This is a genomic window from Flagellimonas sp. MMG031 (assembly GCF_040112705.1).
Classification (GTDB): Bacteria; Bacteroidota; Bacteroidia; order Flavobacteriales; family Flavobacteriaceae; genus Flagellimonas.
This window is the reverse complement of record NZ_CP157804.1, coordinates 2,374,403-2,392,370: the sequence shown is the minus strand read 5'-3', so window position 1 is coordinate 2,392,370 and position 17,968 is coordinate 2,374,403. Positions and strand designations below refer to the sequence as shown.

21 protein-coding genes are annotated in these 17,968 nt (G+C 42.9%); 17 read left to right on the top strand and 4 right to left on the bottom strand.

Annotated features, from left to right (window positions below):
• The first annotated feature begins 18 nt into the window (after positions 1 to 18).
• The 3 genes from ABNE31_RS10765 to ABNE31_RS10755 all read left to right on the top strand — a co-directional run bounded on the left by ABNE31_RS10765 (position 19) and on the right by ABNE31_RS10755 (position 1,607).
• Positions 19 to 393, top strand: coding sequence for a PUR family DNA/RNA-binding protein (locus ABNE31_RS10765; protein WP_293284940.1), 375 nt, complete (start codon positions 19 to 21; stop codon positions 391 to 393).
• A 95-nt stretch (positions 394 to 488) separates the two neighbouring features.
• The gene (locus ABNE31_RS10760) at positions 489 to 1,049 is read left to right on the top strand and encodes a thioredoxin family protein (RefSeq protein ID WP_349351126.1); all 561 of its coding nucleotides are present in this window, start codon (positions 489 to 491) and stop codon (positions 1,047 to 1,049) included.
• A 15-nt stretch (positions 1,050 to 1,064) separates the two neighbouring features.
• The gene (locus ABNE31_RS10755) at positions 1,065 to 1,607 is read left to right on the top strand and encodes a GNAT family N-acetyltransferase (protein ID WP_349351125.1); all 543 of its coding nucleotides are present in this window, start codon (positions 1,065 to 1,067) and stop codon (positions 1,605 to 1,607) included.
• Between the two features lies 1 nt (position 1,608).
• Here ABNE31_RS10755 and ABNE31_RS10750 read toward each other — a convergent pair whose 3' ends face one another.
• On the bottom strand, positions 1,609 to 2,151 hold the full coding sequence (locus tag ABNE31_RS10750; RefSeq protein ID WP_349351124.1) for a YfiT family bacillithiol transferase: 543 nt from the start codon (positions 2,149 to 2,151) through the stop codon (positions 1,609 to 1,611).
• A 147-nt stretch (positions 2,152 to 2,298) separates the two neighbouring features.
• Here ABNE31_RS10750 and ABNE31_RS10745 point away from each other — a divergent pair, with 147 nt between their 5' ends.
• Entirely contained in the window at positions 2,299 to 2,937 is a 639-nt protein-coding gene (locus ABNE31_RS10745) for a peroxiredoxin (protein ID WP_293289422.1), read from the top strand.
• A gap of 82 nt (positions 2,938 to 3,019) precedes the next feature.
• On the top strand, positions 3,020 to 3,214 hold the full coding sequence (locus ABNE31_RS10740; protein ID WP_127142008.1) for a cold-shock protein: 195 nt from the start codon (positions 3,020 to 3,022) through the stop codon (positions 3,212 to 3,214).
• Between the two features lie 442 nt (positions 3,215 to 3,656).
• On the opposite strand, the gene ABNE31_RS10735 is transcribed toward ABNE31_RS10740, so the two are convergent.
• Positions 3,657 to 4,589 carry a peptidylprolyl isomerase gene (locus tag ABNE31_RS10735; protein WP_179385577.1) on the bottom strand — a complete coding sequence of 311 codons (933 nt, stop codon included), beginning with the start codon at positions 4,587 to 4,589 and terminating at the stop codon, positions 3,657 to 3,659.
• A 165-nt stretch (positions 4,590 to 4,754) separates the two neighbouring features.
• Between ABNE31_RS10735 and ABNE31_RS10730 the strand changes: the two genes are divergently transcribed.
• The 12 genes from ABNE31_RS10730 to ABNE31_RS10675 all read left to right on the top strand — a co-directional run bounded on the left by ABNE31_RS10730 (position 4,755) and on the right by ABNE31_RS10675 (position 15,451).
• Positions 4,755 to 5,276, top strand: a complete 522-nt coding sequence (locus ABNE31_RS10730) for a hypothetical protein (RefSeq protein ID WP_349351123.1) — start codon at positions 4,755 to 4,757, stop codon at positions 5,274 to 5,276.
• A gap of 193 nt (positions 5,277 to 5,469) precedes the next feature.
• Complete coding sequence (locus ABNE31_RS10725) at positions 5,470 to 7,125, top strand: SulP family inorganic anion transporter (RefSeq protein ID WP_349351122.1); 1,656 nt, start codon at positions 5,470 to 5,472, stop codon at positions 7,123 to 7,125.
• A 140-nt stretch (positions 7,126 to 7,265) separates the two neighbouring features.
• Positions 7,266 to 8,111, top strand: coding sequence for an alpha/beta hydrolase (locus ABNE31_RS10720; protein WP_349351121.1), 846 nt, complete (start codon positions 7,266 to 7,268; stop codon positions 8,109 to 8,111).
• Complete coding sequence (locus ABNE31_RS10715; protein WP_349351120.1) at positions 8,112 to 8,606, top strand: RNA polymerase sigma factor; 495 nt, start codon at positions 8,112 to 8,114, stop codon at positions 8,604 to 8,606. It abuts the gene before it with no gap.
• Positions 8,593 to 9,144 carry a hypothetical protein gene (locus tag ABNE31_RS10710; protein WP_349351119.1) on the top strand — a complete coding sequence of 184 codons (552 nt, stop codon included), beginning with the start codon at positions 8,593 to 8,595 and terminating at the stop codon, positions 9,142 to 9,144. Before ABNE31_RS10715 ends, ABNE31_RS10710 begins: the two co-directional genes overlap by 14 nt.
• 11 nt (positions 9,145 to 9,155) lie before the next feature.
• A complete protein-coding gene (locus ABNE31_RS10705) occupies positions 9,156 to 9,599 on the top strand; it encodes a hypothetical protein (RefSeq protein ID WP_349351118.1) in 444 nt (147 codons plus the stop codon).
• A 210-nt stretch (positions 9,600 to 9,809) separates the two neighbouring features.
• Positions 9,810 to 11,039 (top strand): permease, encoded by a 1,230-nt coding sequence (locus tag ABNE31_RS10700; RefSeq protein WP_349351117.1) that lies wholly within the window; start codon positions 9,810 to 9,812, stop codon positions 11,037 to 11,039.
• An 18-nt stretch (positions 11,040 to 11,057) separates the two neighbouring features.
• Positions 11,058 to 11,474 (top strand): hypothetical protein, encoded by a 417-nt coding sequence (locus ABNE31_RS10695; RefSeq protein WP_349351116.1) that lies wholly within the window; start codon positions 11,058 to 11,060, stop codon positions 11,472 to 11,474.
• Between the two features lie 112 nt (positions 11,475 to 11,586).
• The gene (locus tag ABNE31_RS10690; protein ID WP_349351115.1) at positions 11,587 to 12,489 is read left to right on the top strand and encodes a YitT family protein; all 903 of its coding nucleotides are present in this window, start codon (positions 11,587 to 11,589) and stop codon (positions 12,487 to 12,489) included.
• Between the two features lie 107 nt (positions 12,490 to 12,596).
• Positions 12,597 to 13,187, top strand: coding sequence for a Crp/Fnr family transcriptional regulator (locus ABNE31_RS10685; protein ID WP_349351114.1), 591 nt, complete (start codon positions 12,597 to 12,599; stop codon positions 13,185 to 13,187).
• Positions 13,188 to 13,261: 74 nt separating this feature from the next.
• Positions 13,262 to 14,548 (top strand): amidohydrolase, encoded by a 1,287-nt coding sequence (locus ABNE31_RS10680; protein ID WP_349351113.1) that lies wholly within the window; start codon positions 13,262 to 13,264, stop codon positions 14,546 to 14,548.
• Between the two features lie 78 nt (positions 14,549 to 14,626).
• Positions 14,627 to 15,451 (top strand): hypothetical protein, encoded by an 825-nt coding sequence (locus tag ABNE31_RS10675; protein WP_179385589.1) that lies wholly within the window; start codon positions 14,627 to 14,629, stop codon positions 15,449 to 15,451.
• 27 nt (positions 15,452 to 15,478) lie between these two features.
• Here the strand turns inward: ABNE31_RS10675 and ABNE31_RS10670 are convergent, their stop codons facing one another.
• Both ABNE31_RS10670 and ABNE31_RS10665 read right to left on the bottom strand, forming a co-directional pair.
• The gene (locus tag ABNE31_RS10670; RefSeq protein ID WP_179385590.1) at positions 15,479 to 16,738 is read right to left on the bottom strand and encodes an aminotransferase class I/II-fold pyridoxal phosphate-dependent enzyme; all 1,260 of its coding nucleotides are present in this window, start codon (positions 16,736 to 16,738) and stop codon (positions 15,479 to 15,481) included.
• 125 nt (positions 16,739 to 16,863) lie between these two features.
• The gene (locus ABNE31_RS10665; protein WP_349351112.1) at positions 16,864 to 17,904 is read right to left on the bottom strand and encodes a cysteine synthase family protein; all 1,041 of its coding nucleotides are present in this window, start codon (positions 17,902 to 17,904) and stop codon (positions 16,864 to 16,866) included.
• Positions 17,905 to 17,968: the final 64 nt, after the last annotated feature.

Below are 17,968 nucleotides of genomic sequence, written 5' to 3'. Positions count from 1 at the left end.
CCAAATACACTATACCATATGGGCCAGAAAGATACAATGGATCAGGAAGAGATTTATTCGAAAGTCTTAAGAGCAGGAAGAAGAACCTACTTTTTTGACGTAAGGAGCACCAAGGCCGGAGATTATTACCTCACTATCACCGAAAGCAAAAAATTTACCCACGATGACGGGTCTTTCCATTACAAAAAGCATAAAATTTATCTGTACAAAGAAGATTTTAGCGCCTTCCGGGAAATTATGGAAGAAATGATGGACTATATCATCGACGAAAAAGGCAGTGAAGTGATTTCTGAGCGCCATCAAAAAGACTTTAAAAAGGAAGAAGACAGCTTTAGTGAGAACGGAACTGCATCGGACAATAGCTTTACCGATGTGAGCTTTGATGATATCTAATAGCACTTCTTTAAAAAAATAAAGCGGCCTGTATTTTTGCAGGCCGTTTTTTATTTTTATCCTTTGGAAGATGACAACCTTAAAAAAGTATAAAAATGGCGAGGACACCGAGTAATATGCTTCCCTTGGGCACCAAGGCACCAGATTTTGAACTTTTGGATACGGTTTCGGACAACACCATGGTTTTACAAGAGCTTACGGGAGAAAAAGGCACCGTTGTGATGTTTATTTGTAACCACTGCCCTTTTGTGATCCACGTTAACCCTATGATCGTAAAGCTGGCCAAGGATTACCAGGCCAAAGGCATAAACTTTGTGGCCATATCGAGCAATGATGTGGAAAACTACCCCCAGGATGCGCCGCATTTAATGAAGGAAAAGGCCAAAGAGGAAGGTTACACCTTTCCGTATCTGTACGATGAGACCCAAGATGTGGCCAAAGCCTACGATGCAGCCTGCACCCCAGATTTTTATCTGTTTGATGTTCAGATGGAATTGGTGTACCGTGGCCAACTGGATGATTCAAGGCCAGGAAACGGGATTCCGCTTACCGGTACAGATCTCAAAAATGCCATGGAGGCCGTTTTGCAAGGAAAGGAAATCAGCACCGACCAAAAACCAAGTCTTGGGTGCAACATAAAATGGAAGGCCAATTAACCTCTTTTTTTTTTGATGGAAACTACTTTACCCAACACTACTTTGGTCTTGGAACCGGTAACGGAATCGAATTTGGATATCTATTTGACGGTCGGGGTGCGCTCCTACTGCCAACACTATCTGCATTTATGGGAAAACAATGACCCTAACCCGTATATTTCCCATGGGCTCACCAAGGAAGTTGTACAGCCGGAACTAAAAAACCCAAATGCGCTCCACTTTTTGGTTCAATGGGAAAATAATACGGTCGGCATCTTAAAATTGGTAAAGGATTGCGGCATTGACGAACTATCCGACCACGACACCCTTAAGGCCGAAAAAATATATTTGTTGAAGGAATATGCAGGCAAGGGTATCGGTAAAGCGGTGCTTGGTTTTGTGGAAGAAAAAGCTCGGGAACTCAACAAGAAAACCATATGGCTGGATGCGATGCAAAAAGGAAAACCTGTTCTTTTTTACCAAAAAAACGGTTTCAACATCAAACGGGAGAGCGAAGTAACCTTGCCTCACGTCCTACCGAGCGAGAAAGCCATGTGGATTTTGACCAAGGACCTTTAAACTACCATCCTTCGCGTTTCAACAAATTTTCGATGTGCGCGTAATGATGGTTGCTGTGCCAGGCGTAACGCGCTATATTTTCTTTAAGGGTCGTTTTCTGGTTGCCATCGGGGTGGACAAAACTTCGCTGCAATTGCGCTTCGGAAAGCCCTTTCAACAAATAGACCAGTTTCGCATGGACCGCACGTAAATGGTCCAACGATAGCTGTATAGGTGCCGTACGTGTATCAAAAAGTTCGGCCCATGCCTTTTCATTATAGGGTTTTATGGTGGGCGTATCTTCGGTAAGTGCCCATTTGAAGCGAATGTAACTGTTGTGATGGCTGTCGGAAATGTGGTGCACCAATTGGCGTACGGTCCAGCCTTCGGGCCGGTAAGGCGTATCCAATTGCGCATCGGTCAATGGGCTTACCGTTCGGGATAAACGCTCCGGTAGTTGCTCCAATACCATGATCCAAGCATCCATATCCTTTTCACTGATTTCTTCGGGGAGTTCAAACTTTCCGATGGGGTACCGTAGTTGTTCCAATGTATCTTTTTCCATAAGCTAAAAGTAACAAGTTTTAAGGATTAGCCATCCATCCGACCGGCTGTATTTTTAATACACTTTTAACTGATTTTCCCATATTAAACCAAATAATCTAGTAATTTTGTAGGGTATTAATTTTCAAACCTAAAAATCAGAACATATATGGCGACTTTACGATTGGGAGATACTGCTCCCGACTTTACAGCAGTGACTTCGGAAGGCACATTGAACTTTTACGAGTACCTTGGCGATAGCTGGGGAATCCTATTTTCCCACCCTGCGGATTTTACCCCGGTGTGCACTACAGAGTTGGGCACAGCGGCCAAGTTTAAAGACGAGTTTGACAAACGAAACGTAAAGATGATGGCCCTCAGTGTGGATGGTGCTGCATCTCACGTAGAATGGATCAAGGATATCAACGAAACACAGGGAACCGAGGTGAATTTTCCGATTGTGGCAGATGTGGAACGTAAGGTGTCCGACCTCTACGATATGATCCACCCCAATGCCGATGATACGCTTACCGTCCGTTCCGTGTTTATCATCGACCCCAACAAAAAAATAAAGCTTACCCTTACCTATCCCGCCTCAACGGGACGTAATTTTTACGAACTGTTGCGGGTCATCGATTCGCTACAATTAACGGCCAACCACAAAGTGGCCACGCCAGCAAACTGGAAAAATGGTGAAAAAGTGGTGGTAAGCCCTGCCATTCCTACCGAAGAGGCGAAAGGCATCTTTACCAAAGGAGTGGAAGAAATCAAACCGTACCTGCGTTTGACCCCCGATCCGACTGCATAATCAATTTATTTTGAAGAAAAAAACTGATTCCCAATAAATTAAACGTACCTTTGGACTCAATTTAATTTTTTTAATTTATATTATGAGTAAAGGAACAGTAAAATTCTTCAATGATTCTAAAGGTTACGGATTTATCACTGAAGATGGTTCAAACACAGATCACTTCGTACACATTTCTGGTCTTATTGACGAAATCAGGGAAGGTGACGTTGTAGAATTCGAGCTACAACAAGGTAAAAAAGGATTGAACGCCGTTAACGTACAAGTTGCGGAATAGACGATATATACTTTTTTTCTAGATGAGCCCGGGCAATTGCCCGGGCTTTTTTTTGGTCAATTTTTTTTACTCGCTACGCAACCCTTTCGATTTTTGTTTATCTACGAAGTGAACACTGTTTCCCCATAACCATTAAAACCGTATAAATGAACACCTTTTTTGGAGTACTTTCGTTTTTATTGATCGTTAATGCCATGCTATTGGTTTGGAGCGTTAACGGTTCCAAAAAATAATTTTAAATAACGTAAGGGCAATAGGTAGGGTTTTTTATCGTTGGATTGTTAAGCAATAAACACGTAACGACCATGACCACTTTTTTAAGCATTCTTGTTACCTTACTCGCCCTTAACGCCTGCTTATTGTTTTTGAGCGTTAACCGGGCCAAATAAAAAAAGCCTTCATTGCTGAAGGCTTTCTGTTTTTTTAACTGCGTGGGATTGTCTTATTTCACGTTCATCAACTCCACATCAAAAATCAATGTTGCGTTGGGTGGTATCACCCCTCCGGCACCTGTGCTTCCGTAGGCCAAGTGTGATGGGATCACAAAACGGGCCTTATCGCCCACTTTCAAAAGTGAGATTCCTTCGTCCCAACCAGGAATTACCTGTCCAATGCCCAATACAAAGTCAATAGGCTGCTTTCTTTTGTAGGAAGAATCGAAAACCTGACCATTGACCAATGCGCCTTCGTAATGTACGGATACCGTTTTGCCCTTTTGCGCTTGGGTTCCATTGCCTTTTTGGATGATTTTGTACCGCAATCCGCTATTGGTCTTCTCAAAACCGGCAGCCAATTTTTCCATTTCGGCTTCTGCCCTCGCCTTCTGCTCCGCAATTCGTTTTTCACGGGCACCTTCAAAACTTCTAAACGCTTCGATGGCGTTCCATTTTTTGGCTTCATCCCCTACCCTAACGATTTCCAAGGTTTCTATGCGGTCGCCCTGTGCAATGGCATCCACAACATCTTGACCTTCCTGTACATGCCCAAATACGGTATGCTTATTGTCCAACCAAGGAGTGGCCACATGGGTGATAAAAAACTGGCTACCATTGGTTCCCGGCCCAGCATTGGCCATGGAGAGCACTCCAGGGGTATCGTGTACTAAATCGGGGTGGAACTCATCATCAAATTTATAGCCAGGGTCTCCGGTCCCTGTTCCGGTGGGACATCCGCCCTGGATCATAAAATCGGCGATTACCCGATGGAATGTTAAGCCATCGTAATAGGGTTTTCCCTGTGGTTTTACGCTGTTTTCCATATTCCCTTCGGCCAAGGCCACAAAATTCCCCACGGTACCTGGGGTTTTGTCGTGGGTAAGTTTTACCAATATGTCACCTTTGGTGGTATTGAACTTTGCATAGATTCCGTCTTGCATGGTATGTCTGTTAATCGGTTTGTAAAAACTTTTCTGGTGAAATTCCAAGACTGCAAAGATAGGCGTTTATGCGAAAGCCGGAAAGCTAGGGAATACGACCCGATTCATTTATATGTAAGCGATTTGTACCAAAATAGGGGAATACCAAAACAATAACGCTTTTAGATGGATAACAGATGTCAATCATTTAAAAATGGGAAGCCGCCCAAAAACATGGCAGCCGAGAACAGGAATGTGTTTATACTAGCACGAAGGTTTCCATGGCTATTGAAACTGATGCTCAACCAACAAAAATACTTGATCAACAAAAAACCTGACCAATATATGGCGGCAATCATGTCAAACACAAAGCACCTTTGTGATTCTGACAGAAAGATTATGGAGAAAAAGGAAAATGCCGAATTTATGTTGACCCACATGGGGGAAGCATTTAAAAAAGGGGTCAAAGAAACCGTTAATGAAGCTAAACTATTCTGTACAGATTGGGGCTTTGATGTAAAGGCAATCGATGTCCCTGTTGAAATTTGGCACGGAACCGAGGATACCTTGTCCCCCATAGAACCTATACGGAAACTGGCCAATAATGTTCCTCGCTCCCAAAAAAACTTCATTTCGGGCAAAGGTCATTTTTTAACGGAAGAAAAAGATATCTGGGAAAAAATACTGTTGTCCCTCAAAACAGAGTAACCCTATTAATGATTCTAGTGCTAAGGCTTCCATAAAGTGTTTACCCCATTTCAATTACTACTACCAAGGGATTAGTTCCCCTCTTCTTGTTAAATTTAAAACGGACAAGCCATATAGGGTTCAGATTAAATATTGTATTTTTCGTCATAGACGTCTACAACGATTGTGTCACTAACCAATACAAATAAATAGAATGGGGAAATCATTTTTCAATTTTAAGCACCTAAAAGGGGATTTTACGGGCGGCTTGGTGGCTGGGGTGGTAGCTTTACCGCTTGCCCTTGCGTTTGGAGTACAATCGGGAATGGGCGCTACGGCAGGTCTGTACGGTGCAATAGCCGTAGGTATTTTTGCCGCATTGTTCGGCGGTACCGAAACACAGGCCAGTGGTCCTACCGGCCCTATGACGGTGGTATCGGCGGCAGTGGTCGCCTTCGGTATTCAAATGAACGGTTCCTTGGACAATGGAATGCATATCATCCTGCTGACCTTTTTGTTGGCCGGATTGTTTCAAGTGGTTTTCGGTTTTTTGAATATTGCCAGTTATGTAAAGTACTTCCCCTATCCTGTAATATCAGGCTTTATGAGTGGTGTGGGACTTATCATTGTAATTCTCCAGATATTTCCGTTGGTCGGGCTGGATTCGGCCAAATCCACCTGGGCCGTTATTCAAGATGTGCCCCGCCTTTTTGAAGAAGCAAATCTATCTGCATTGCTCTTGGGCGCTATAACGATTGTCATTTATTTCCTGTTCCCAAAAATAACCAAGGCCATTCCAAGTGCTTTGGTCGCCTTGATTGGGGCTACGTTGGTTGCCTATTTCATGAAAATGGATGTGCCGCTGATTGGTGAGATTCCGGCAGGTCTACCCGCCTTTCAACTTGGGGGCATCTTAAGTGTAGACCCAAGCTACTTCCCTAAAATCATCGAATACGGTCTGGTGTTGGCCGTTCTGGGAAGTATTGATTCTTTGTTGACATCGGTTATTGCTGATAATATGACCAAAACCAAACATAACAGTAATCGAGAGCTCATCGGACAAGGTATTGGAAATATGTTGGCCGCAGCAATCGGCGGGATACCCGGTGCAGGAGCCACCAAAGGAACCGTTGTCAACATCAATGCAGGCGGAAAAACAAGATTGTCAGGCATTATTCATGGGTTGTTCCTGCTTACCGTTTTGCTGGGACTTGGAAAGTTGACCGCCTATATACCACTTTGTGTATTAGCCGGTTTGCTTATTCCCATTGGCTTTAAGATTGTTGACTTCAAGGGCTTAAAACACCTATTAAAAGTTCCTAGAGCAGATGCCGTTGTACTGTTTTTGGTACTGACCGTAACCACCTTTGGAAGCTTGATTCATGCTGTGGGCATAGGTATCGCCTTGGCTTGTCTGTTGTTCATGAAAAAGTCCGGCGATATCGGAGAAAAAGGTCTCCAAGTGGAACGATTGTCAGATTTGGAAGATGAAAAACCGTGGCAGGATGAAATTGAAATCTACGAAAAGTATAAGGACAAAATCGTTATCAAACACTTGTACGGACCGCTGTTTTTTGGTTTTACATCCTACCTGAAAGATCAGGTAAAAGCACTGCCGGACGATATCGAATCCGTTATCCTGAGAATGGACCGGGTACCTTACATTGACCAATCTGGACTATACACCTTGGAGGATATTATTTTTGACCTTCGTTCCAAAAACATTGAAGTTATTATTGTTGGACTCAAAGAGCAACCTTGCGACATGCTCAAAGCCATTGATATTATTCCCGATTTGATTCCAGAAGAAGACCTGTTTAAAAATATTGATGATAGTTTCTCCCATTTACGGGAGCAATTCAAATCCTGATGGAAGATTTCCGAATGATGGATAGCAGTATCATTTATTGGCAATAGCCTTTTCATAGCTATAAGAATCAGTTTTAGAAAACTACCAGATGTAACATTTTTTGATTTCTGCATCTAAAGCGCAAATTAAATACAGAAATCATGAAAAAAATCTATCTTCTTTTTACGATCTTACTTTCCTGTGCTACCCAAGCACAACAGACCCACCAACCCATTCACGCGCAGGTCAGCGGTAGTGGCGCACCTATTTTGCTCATCCCCGGTTTTACCGTTCCAGGCGATAGTTGGGAGGCTACCGTCAATCAATTGGAGGAAAACTACGAATGCCACGTACTTACCCTCGCAGGCTTCGGAGGAAAAAGTCCCATCGAATTCCCTTGGCTGCCAAAAGTGAATGCATCCATCGAAAACTACATCCAAGAGAACCAGCTCAACGATTTGATCGTTATCGGGCATAGTTTGGGAGGGACCATAGCAACTTGGCTCGCCAGTAGGGAAAACAGCCAGATTGCAAAGCTCATATTGGTAGACGCATTGCCGGCAGCCGGTGCGATGATGATACCGAACTTCGACCCTGAAAACCTAGCCTATGAAAGCCCGTATAATAACCAATTGCTGTCCATGACCGATGCTGATTTTGAAAAAATGGCCCAAGGGATGGCCCAAGGCATGAGCTTACACCCCGAAGCACAAGAAAAGATTAAGGACTGGATACTATTATCCGATAGAAAAACCTATGTGTACGGCTACACGGATTATTTGAAGCTGGATATGAGGGAGGATCTCAAGAATATTTCCATTCCGGTGACCATCATCGCGGCCGACAAACCCTATGGCAAGGAAATGGTGACACAAACCTACAAAAATCAATACGCTAATTTAGCCCAATATGATTTGATCATCGCCGAAAATGCCGCGCACTTTGTAATGTTTGACCAGCCGGAATGGTTCATGGAACAAATCCAAAACATAATAGCAGCCCACTAAATGGATATAACAAATCAATTTTCCCAAATATATGAGATGCATGCCCCTAAAGTGTATCGGCTATGCCTGGGGTATGCATCGGGGGACGAAGATTTGGCCAAGGAGTGGCAACAACAAACGTTCATAAAGGTGTGGAACCATCGAAATGCCTTTAAGGGCGACTCGTCCCTGAGCACCTGGATTTATAGAATTGCCGTAAATACCTGTTTAAGCGATTTGAGAAAACCAAAGAAACACGTTCCCATCAACGAAGCCATTTTGGAAAATGATGTAACCGATGGGAATTCCGAACAGCGGGACACGCAAATCAAGAAAATGTACCAATGCATCCATAAACTTACCCCAAACAACAAGGCCATCATCCTTCTGGAACTGGAAGATGTACCTCAATCCGAAATTGCTGAAATACAAGGAATTGCATATGGGGCACTTCGAACACGATTGAGCAGAATTAGAAATTCACTTTTAAAATGTATCACCAATGAAAAACGATAATTTATCCCAAATATGGAAAAGTCAAGAAAATGACTTATCCCTCGATAAGCCTGACTTCATCATTAAAAAGGCCAAAAAACAACGCAACGGACAATTCATCACCATCGCAGTGCTATCGGTGACCCTGATAATTTTGATAAGCTTTACCATCACATACGCCAACAGTAACTGGAATAATTTTACGCTCGGCCTTTTATTGATGATTTCCAGTCTCGCTTTTAGGGTCATCATTGAGTTTATAAGTATGTACCGCAAAGAAAGTCGGCTCATTGCCCTGGACAACGTAGCCTATCAAAAATACCTAAAAACGTATTATCGAATGAGATTGAGGGCAAATTACATCATCACACCCCTTTGTTTTGGCGTGTATATTTTCGGGTTTACCCTGCTGCTGCCCTATTTTAAAAAAGAATTTTCTGTAGGGTTTTATAATTATATTCTTATTTCTGGAATAGTCTCGCTTGTTATTGTAGCTTTGATTATCATAAATAGTATTGCAAAAGAACACCGTTTTTTAAGGCAATTGAAAGGAAAGTAGGCAAAAACCGTATGGAAAAGACAAAAGGCAGCGCGTATGCACCCCATAAACATAGAGAGCTATTTTGGTTGCTAGGAACCATAACATTGGTACTCTTGGGACACTTCCTCCTTTTTGGAAAACAGGGGTTCGTGGAAGGTGGGACGGCCGATATCAATATTCACGATACCTATCTCATTTTTCCAAATGTGGATATGATATTACTACTGGGCGTTTTCCTGTTTTTGATCGTGTATTCGGTGCGAACTGTTGGTAGTGCCTTCAAAAATAGAATTGCCAGTCTTATTTGCATGGCAGCTATTATAGGGTTTATAGCATTATTGACAGGGATTCATTCCATAGCACAATCCATGCTTTTTGAAACTTTGGCAACCGCACTTATTTATGTTCAATTGGCATTATCGGTTTTCTTGGTCTTTATCGGTTTTAAAACTGGGCAACACAGCAGAAAATGACTTGACCCTTGAATGTGGCTCAAATCAGGTTTATATCGATATATATCAGATAGTTTCTTATTGCTTTTTCTTTTCCTCAGGTATTCACTACCTTATCCATACGGGTTCAGGTAATTTTTTGTCCAAAACAACACCTATTCCATGGGATCATTTCCTGAATCCGCCCTACACCGTTTTTCAAGATGACTTTGGAATAGCTAAAAAACTATAATGAATCAATTTTTACAACAATGGGGCGATGCTGCATACACCACTGTTGGCTTTTTTTGGATGGCCTTATGGGCTTTCGTTTTGGGGTACGCCATCAGTTCACTCATCCAGATATTTTTAACAGAAAAACGTATGCAGCAAACCATGGGAGACGCTGGCGGAAAAAGTGTGCTGCTCGGTACGTTCTTTGGTTTTATAAGTAGTTCGTGTAGTTTTTCGGCCTTGGCCACTTCCAAGTCGTTGTTTCAAAAAGGGGCAAGTTTTATATCCTCCATCGCATTTTTGTTGGCCTCCACCAACCTTGTGATTGAGCTCGGCATCATCATCTCAATTTTTCTGGGATGGCAATTTGTAGTGGGCGAATACCTCGGCGGAATATTGTTGATTCTTTGCAGTTGGTTGCTCATTCGGTTAATCAACCCCAAAAAACTCATCAAAAAGGCCAGGGAACATTTGGAGGCATCCAGTTCATCATCCATGTCCGATAAGCCCTTAACGGAAAAACTTCGGTCCCAGGAAAGTTGGGCCAAGGTAGGCAAACAATATGCCATGGAATGGAAAATGGTATGGAAGGATGTTACCGTTGGTTTCACCATTGCCGGGATGGTCTCCGCCTTTGTTCCCGATTCGTTTTTTCAAACACTTTTTATCAACACGAGTAACGGAGAGCAGGCATTTTCATTTCTCACCTTGCTGCAACACGTTGTTGTGGGACCTGTCGCGGCCTTCCTTACTTTTATTGGCTCCATGGGCAACATTCCCTTGGCTGCCCTTCTATTTGGAAAAGGAGTCAGTTTTGCCGGGGTCATGGCCTTCATTTTTAGTGATCTTGTGGTTTTTCCCGTGCTTCGCATCAATGCGAAATATTATGGCTGGAAAATGTCATTATTCATCCTCTTTCTCTTGTTTACTTCATTGATAGGCGCATCCCTCCTACTGCATTACGGTTTTGACTTTTTCGGTCTAATCCCAGAGAATGTTGGCGAGCAAATCACAGAAAAGGAACATTTTAAAATCAATTACACTTTTTGGCTCAACTCTGCATTTCTACTGGTTACGGGGCTTCTGGTTTACCTCGGATTTGTGAAAGGCAAAAAGGTGAAGCACCACAAAGAGATGGCGCCCAAAAGTCCTCTTCTGGAAAATATATTGAAATGGGCCGCCCTGATTTGTTACGTTTGGTTGATTTTTGGTATTCTTTTAAAATTTGGACTTTCGTCATATATTTAAATATTGACCTAAGAACCAATGAACCGTCCAAAAATCAATATTAAAAAAAACCGTTTGGACAAGTCCATTGAGTTTTTGACCTTTTTTCTCCTTCTTGGTGCTGCCTTACTTCTTGCCATTTGGTATGCACAACTGCCGGAAAGGGTTCCAATACATTTTAATTGGCCCACAAAAGATCGGAACGGAATGGACTCAAAAGATGTGCTTTGGGCTGGCCCCGTGATTCTTGGTGCCCTTATCTTGGGGATCTTTAAACTCAACCAATATCCATGGATTTTCAACTACCCTTTTGAGATACATGAAGGTAATGCGGAACGTCAATATCGGATTGCTACGCGGCTACTTCGATGGCTAAACCTGCTATTGGCCATTTTGTGTATTGTTTTGACCGTCCTATCCCTTCTCGATGGCCTTGAGCTATCGAAACATCAATAATATGCAGTACATGTTATATAAAATCTTGAAGACACTTAAATCGAATTTGAAGAAAATTAGAAGTAAATAAAACTAAGGTCGTATCTTGACCATAGCTAGAAATGGTTGCCCAATGAAGAAAATCCGTAGCCTCATATTTGAATACCTACAAATAGCTTTAGCTATTTTGTTGGCCAGTATCGGGTTGAAAGCCTTTTTGCTTCCCAACGGCTTTTTGGACGGTGGGGTTACCGGTATCGCCATTTTATTGGGTGAATTTGTTCCCATCGAAATCTCCTATATTCTCCCGATCATTTCCATTCCTTTCTTTATTCTGGGCTGGCTTACCTTGACTAAAAGGGTGATGATCAAATCCGTAATTTCCGTTTTGGTGCTGGCCGTCGTTATCCATTTTGAAAATTTTGAAGCGGTGACGAACGAAAAGTTGCTTATTGCCATTTTTGGGGGCATTTCTCTAGGAGCGGGCATTGGATTGGCCATAAAAAATGGTGCTGTGTTGGATGGCTCCGAAATATTGGGCATTTACTTGCATGACAAATTCGGTATTCCCATCGGAACCATCATCTTGCTCTTCAATACCGTGCTTTTTGCGATTACGGCATGGCTTATCTCCATAGAAATTGCACTTTATTCCATATTGACCTTTATCATCACGGGAAAAGTAATCGATTTTGTCTTTGAGGGCTTTGAGGATTACATTGGTTTATTGATCGTGAGCCACAAACAAAAGGAAATTCAAGATGAGCTTTTGAACCAAGTGGGATTGGGGATGACCATTTACGGAGGCGTACGTGGATTTGGGAGCCGGGGTGAAATCAATAACGTGGAAGTAATACAAACGGTGCTCAACCGTATTGATTCCAAAAAGGTACATCGGATAGTGGATACGATTGATGAAGATGCGTTTATCATCGAGTTTGAAGTGAACAGCGTAAAAGGCGGAGTTCTTAGAAAATATCTGAGTCGAGAGAAAACCAGAACCTTGTCACCCGACCTTTACAATAAAGATCTGTAAATCCGTCCCCGCTCCATCAAGACTTTTCAAAAAACCAAGAGTGACGGTAGGCAGCTGGCTAAATTCCATAATTTTTATTGTATTTTTCTACCAAGAACAATTGCCCATTGAAACCAGAGCATCAAAAATACCTGGAGAATTACCTTCAACAATTTTCACATCTAACGGCAGAAGAACTGGAATTACTCCAGTCGCAATTATCCATCAAGGAGTATGGCCAAAAAGAGTTTTTCTTTGAAAGCGGAGAGGTTCAGACCACCATGGGCTATGTAAGTAAGGGATTGCTTCGCAGATATTATATTAACGATAAGGGAAAGTCCATTACCACTGGATTTGTAAAAGAAAACGAATACGCAACCGACTACCCTGCCTTTATCCGCCAAAAACCTTCCAAATATCACATGGAATGCCTGGAACCTTGCACCATCATTTTACTATCATACAAAGATATTCAGCAAGGCTACGAACAATTTAAGAGCAATGAAAGATATGGCCGGCTCATTGCCGAGCAAGTGCTCACCATTCAGACCGATCGTACGGAGAGTTTTCTGTTCGAAACTGCGGAGGAGCGCTATCTTAATTTTGTAAAGGACCATCCCGAGCTACTCAATCGGGTAAGCCTCACCCATTTATCATCCTTCTTGGGGATAGAACGTCAATCCTTGAGTCGAATCCGAAGTAAAATTGCCAAAAAGTAAGTTTGTCACATATGTGTCAGGTTAGGCCGAGCATTGCATCGCATCTTTGCTGCATCAAACAAAACAAGATTAACATGATGCCAAGAAATCCATCCTACACATTAACCTTATTTTTATACGTACTCTTCTCCATAGCAGCGTTCAGTCAACAAAACATCCACAAGGATGTACAAGAACATACTGAGATGATATTTGACAGCCTTGTAAAGATTCGTCGGGACTTTCACCGACATCCTGAAGTTGGTGGAGAGGAACAGCGTACCTCGCAAAAGGTAATCGAATATCTGAGCTCACTTGGTTTGGAAGTTAAAACTGGAATTGGTGGCTATGGGGTTGTTGGTATTTTAAAGGGAGGCAAACCCGGTAAAAAGATAGCATGGCGGGCCGATATGGACGCTATGCCATCCAATGCGCCCGATGTGGTAGCTTTTGCATCGGAAACTGAGGGGGTTCGTCATATCTGCGGTCATGATGTACATACTACCGTAGCACTTGGGATGGCCACTGTTTTGGCAGCGCAAAGGGAACGGTTGGAAGGAACCATCTATTTTGTCTTTCAGCCTTCCGAAGAAAATATAAAAGGAGCCTTGGCCATGATGGACGATGGATTGTTCCAGTTGATCGACCCCGAAGAAATGTATGCCATGCATGTAACGCCATTCCCTGCCGGTACCATTGCCGCAAAACCAGAGGAAATGTTCTCCGACTACAAAAGGGTGGATCTCAGATTCAAGGACATTGGCAATACCGAAGCTTTGACGGAATTCGTCAAAAAGCAGGTCCATGGTCTTGAAAATGTTCCCAAAGACAGTAAATTTTGGAACATGCAGAATATGGGCGACCCAGAAATTGGTATTGCGGGCCCCAAATCCATTTACACCGATTACACTACCGTAGATAACAGAAATTTCAAGGTTAAAGAAACGGAGGAAGGTGTTAAAATCAGTGCTTTTTTAAGTTTTAGCGACAAAAAACAGCGGGATGCGGCCTTGCCCGAACTTAAAAAGCAAATTGGCCAATCGGATTTTACCAATGATTTTTTGGGAGCAGAATTGGTACATGTATTTCCCACGCTGGACAACAACGAAAGACTTGTAAACGAAAGCTTGGAACAATTATCAAGTATCTACGGTGAAGATAGGGTGCTTCGCCTGCATGGGGTGGTAGCTGATGGAAGGAGTGATGATTTTGCATTTTTTCAGCCCAAAGTGCCCAGTGTGTACTTTTTTATGGGCGGCTCCAACTACGAAAAGGGTATCATCGCACAAACACATTCACCAAATTTTGCGGTTGATGAAAGCTGTATCCGAACTGGGGTCAACCTATTCGCTTCATTGATGGTGGAACGTTTGGAACAATAAGATTGAAGCATACCGAATATCTAATTTAATTGTGGGATAAGCATCTTTTTGATAGCTTTAGAACTATTATCGCTGCCTATGAAAAAGATTACACTGCTTTTTAGTATCCTTGTCTTAACCGTGTTTGCTGCTTTTGGGCAAAGTTCCAACTTTGTAGGGACTTTCATAAACACTTCGGAAAGTATTTCCATACAATTTAAACGGGTGGGCGATGAATACCACGGTATGCTGGCCGCAGTGGGAGCAAGTTTTGCTATAAGGGCCACGGGTACCGACACTCGGCTGAACGGTCAAATCTACGGTTTGGATGGGCCTGTTCCGTTTGAAGCCAATCTCTCCGGTTTGCAAATGAGCGTTCGTGCCACGGGATACAATGAACCCTTTTACAAGTATTCTGATCTTCACAATTTGGGCAGTTTCGATTTGACCCCCTACATGAGGGATAATAGCGGTGTTTCGGGGAATACTATAAATGGAACCCCCAATCCACCATCCCCTGTAAATACTGATGGTCAATACCCTGAACTTGACAACCAAGGGTTGCTGAACATCATTTCCGGGAGTCAGTTGGTTTTTTACCAGCGTACCTCATACGTAAACGATAGCATGGCCAGTTCCATTACCTATGTGAATTTTTGTGCCAATGGTACTTTTTCAATGAACACGGATGGTTCGTTCAGTGTGGAAGGGGATTATGGTGGCAATGCCCAGGGAGCTTCCTACGGAAATAGCTCTGGAACATGGCAACTGGTGTCGTACCAAGGTTCACCAGCGGTTTATCTTCAATATTATAACGGTGATACCAGCATAAATCCCTTCAATGAAAACGAGGTAAGGCAGGGAAGATGGCGGCGAGGAAACACCCAATACGCATTGCAGCGGAACAAAGTCCGCTGCAATTAAGATTTTTAAAGTGAGCCCATAAAGAAATTACTCTCCCATGGCCGCCGCTACGGCAGCAGAAAGTCTTTTGTAGGTTCCATTTTGCAAGCGCTCCCTGATTGCTGAGAAAGCGTCCAAGGTTTCCTCGATATCTTGCATGGTGTGTGTTGCGGTTGGAATCAAACGAAGCAAGATTAACCCCTTCGGAATTACGGGATATACCACAATAGAACAGAAAATCCCATGGTTTTCACGGAGATCCTTCACCAAGGCCATCGCTTCGGGAATACTACCATTTAAGTAAACGGGAGTAACGCAACTGGTCGTTGTACCAATATCGAACCCTCTCTCCTTTAATCCATTTTGGAGTGCGTTCACATTCTCCCAAAGCTTAGCTTTAAGCTCTGGCATGGTACGCAACATATGTAATCTTTTTAAGGCGCCTTTTACGTAAACCATAGGTAATGACTTAGCGAACATTTGCGACCTTAAATTATATTTTAAGTATTCCACGATTTCCTTTTGAGCGGCAACAAAAGCACCGATTCCGGCCATTGACTTGGCGAAAGTGGCCAAATAAACATCAATATCATCCTGAATGCCTTGCTCCTCGCCTGCTCCGGCCCCTGTTTTACCCAAGGTTCCAAATCCGTGGGCATCATCTACCAACAATCGGAACTTAAATTTTTTCTTGAGCGCTACAATCTCCTTAAGGATACCTTGCTCACCGCGCATTCCAAAAACTCCTTCAGAAATAACCAAGATACCGCCACCGGTCTCGCTGGCCAATTTGGTGGCACGCTCCAAATTCTTCTCCAAACTTTCAGCATCGTTATGCTTAAAGGTGAAGCGCTTGCCCATGTGCAAACGAACACCATCAATAATACAAGCATGGCAATCCACATCGTATACAATGATATCGTCTTTGGAAACTAAGGCATCCACCACGGACATAAATCCTTGGTATCCAAAATTGAGCAAATAAGCAGCTTCCTTGTTCACGAACTCGGCCAATTCCTTTTCCAATTGTTCGTGATAATCGGTGTGGCCGCTCATCATACGTGCGCCCATAGGATAGGCGGCTCCGTGCTCCATAGCGGCTTCCCCGTCCACTTTCTTGATTTCAGGTAGGTTGGCTAAACCTAGATAGTCATTGATACTCCACGTTATAACGTCCTTTCCTTGAAACTTCATTCTGTTGGAAATTGGTCCTTCCAACTTGGGAAAAACAAAATAGCCTTCAGCCTGTGAGGCCCATTTTCCCAAAGGTCCTTTGTTCTCAATGATTCTATCGAATAAATCTCTCATCTACCTTAATGTTAATTCATCTGCAAAAGTATAGATTTTTACGAACCTTGCATAACGAAATTTTCAGATAAAAAAAACGGCGATGAAATTTCATCGCCGTAGTTGAGGTATTATAGGGTACTGGTTTATTTAATATACTTGATTTCCTCGGGTATTTCGGCGTTCTGGATATCAAAGAAGCCTTGATTCTCCATCCATTCGTTACTATAAACTTTGCTCATGTACCTGGAACCGTGGTCTGGGAAAACTACCACCACATTGCTATCTTCGGTAAATTCTCCTTCGGTATTCAACTGGTACAGGGCTTGGGTCGCTGCACCACTGGTGTAACCGGCGAAAATACCTTCGGTATGGGCCAATTTGCGGGCCATGTGCGCACTTTCACCATCGGTTACCTTAACATACCTGTCAATGGCGTTGAAATCGGTAGCGGCAGGTATCAAGTTTTTACCTAGTCCTTCAATTCGATATGGGTATACTTCGTTGTGGTCGAATTCCCCTGTTTCGTGATATTTTTTCAAAACGGAACCGTATGCATCTACACCCAAAACCTTGATGTTGGGGTTTTGCTCTTTCAGATAGCGTGCAATTCCCGAAATAGTCCCTCCTGTTCCGCTACATGCTACCAAATGGGTAATTTGACCATTGGTCTGCTCCCAAATTTCAGGTCCAGTGCTGGAATAATGGGCATCAATATTGAGCTCATTAAAATATTGGTTGATGTATATGGAATTCGGTGTTTCACTGTGCAAACGTTTGGCCACCTCGTAGTAGGAACGGGGGTCATCTGCGCTCACGTGCGCTGGACATACATAAACATTGGCTCCCATGGAACGCAACATATCTATTTTGTCCGGTGATGACTTTGAACTTACGGCCAAAATGCACTTATACCCTTTCACGATACTTACCATGGCCAGGCTAAAGCCTGTATTCCCTGAGGTAGTCTCAATAATGGTGCTGCCAGGCTTTAAGATGCCCTTTCGCTCTGCCTCCTCGATGATATGAATCGCAATTCTATCTTTTGCGGAATGTCCCGGATTGAAACATTCCAATTTCGCATAGAAGTTTCCGGTTAGGGGGGCAGTAATTCTGTTTAGCTTAACTAAGGGGGTACTTCCAATTAGGTCTAGGATATTGCTGTGCGCATTTATCTGTTTCTTCATAACTGGTATTAGGTAGGGAACAATACCCTCAAAGATAAGGCATTTGTTCGGTGCAAATGTAACA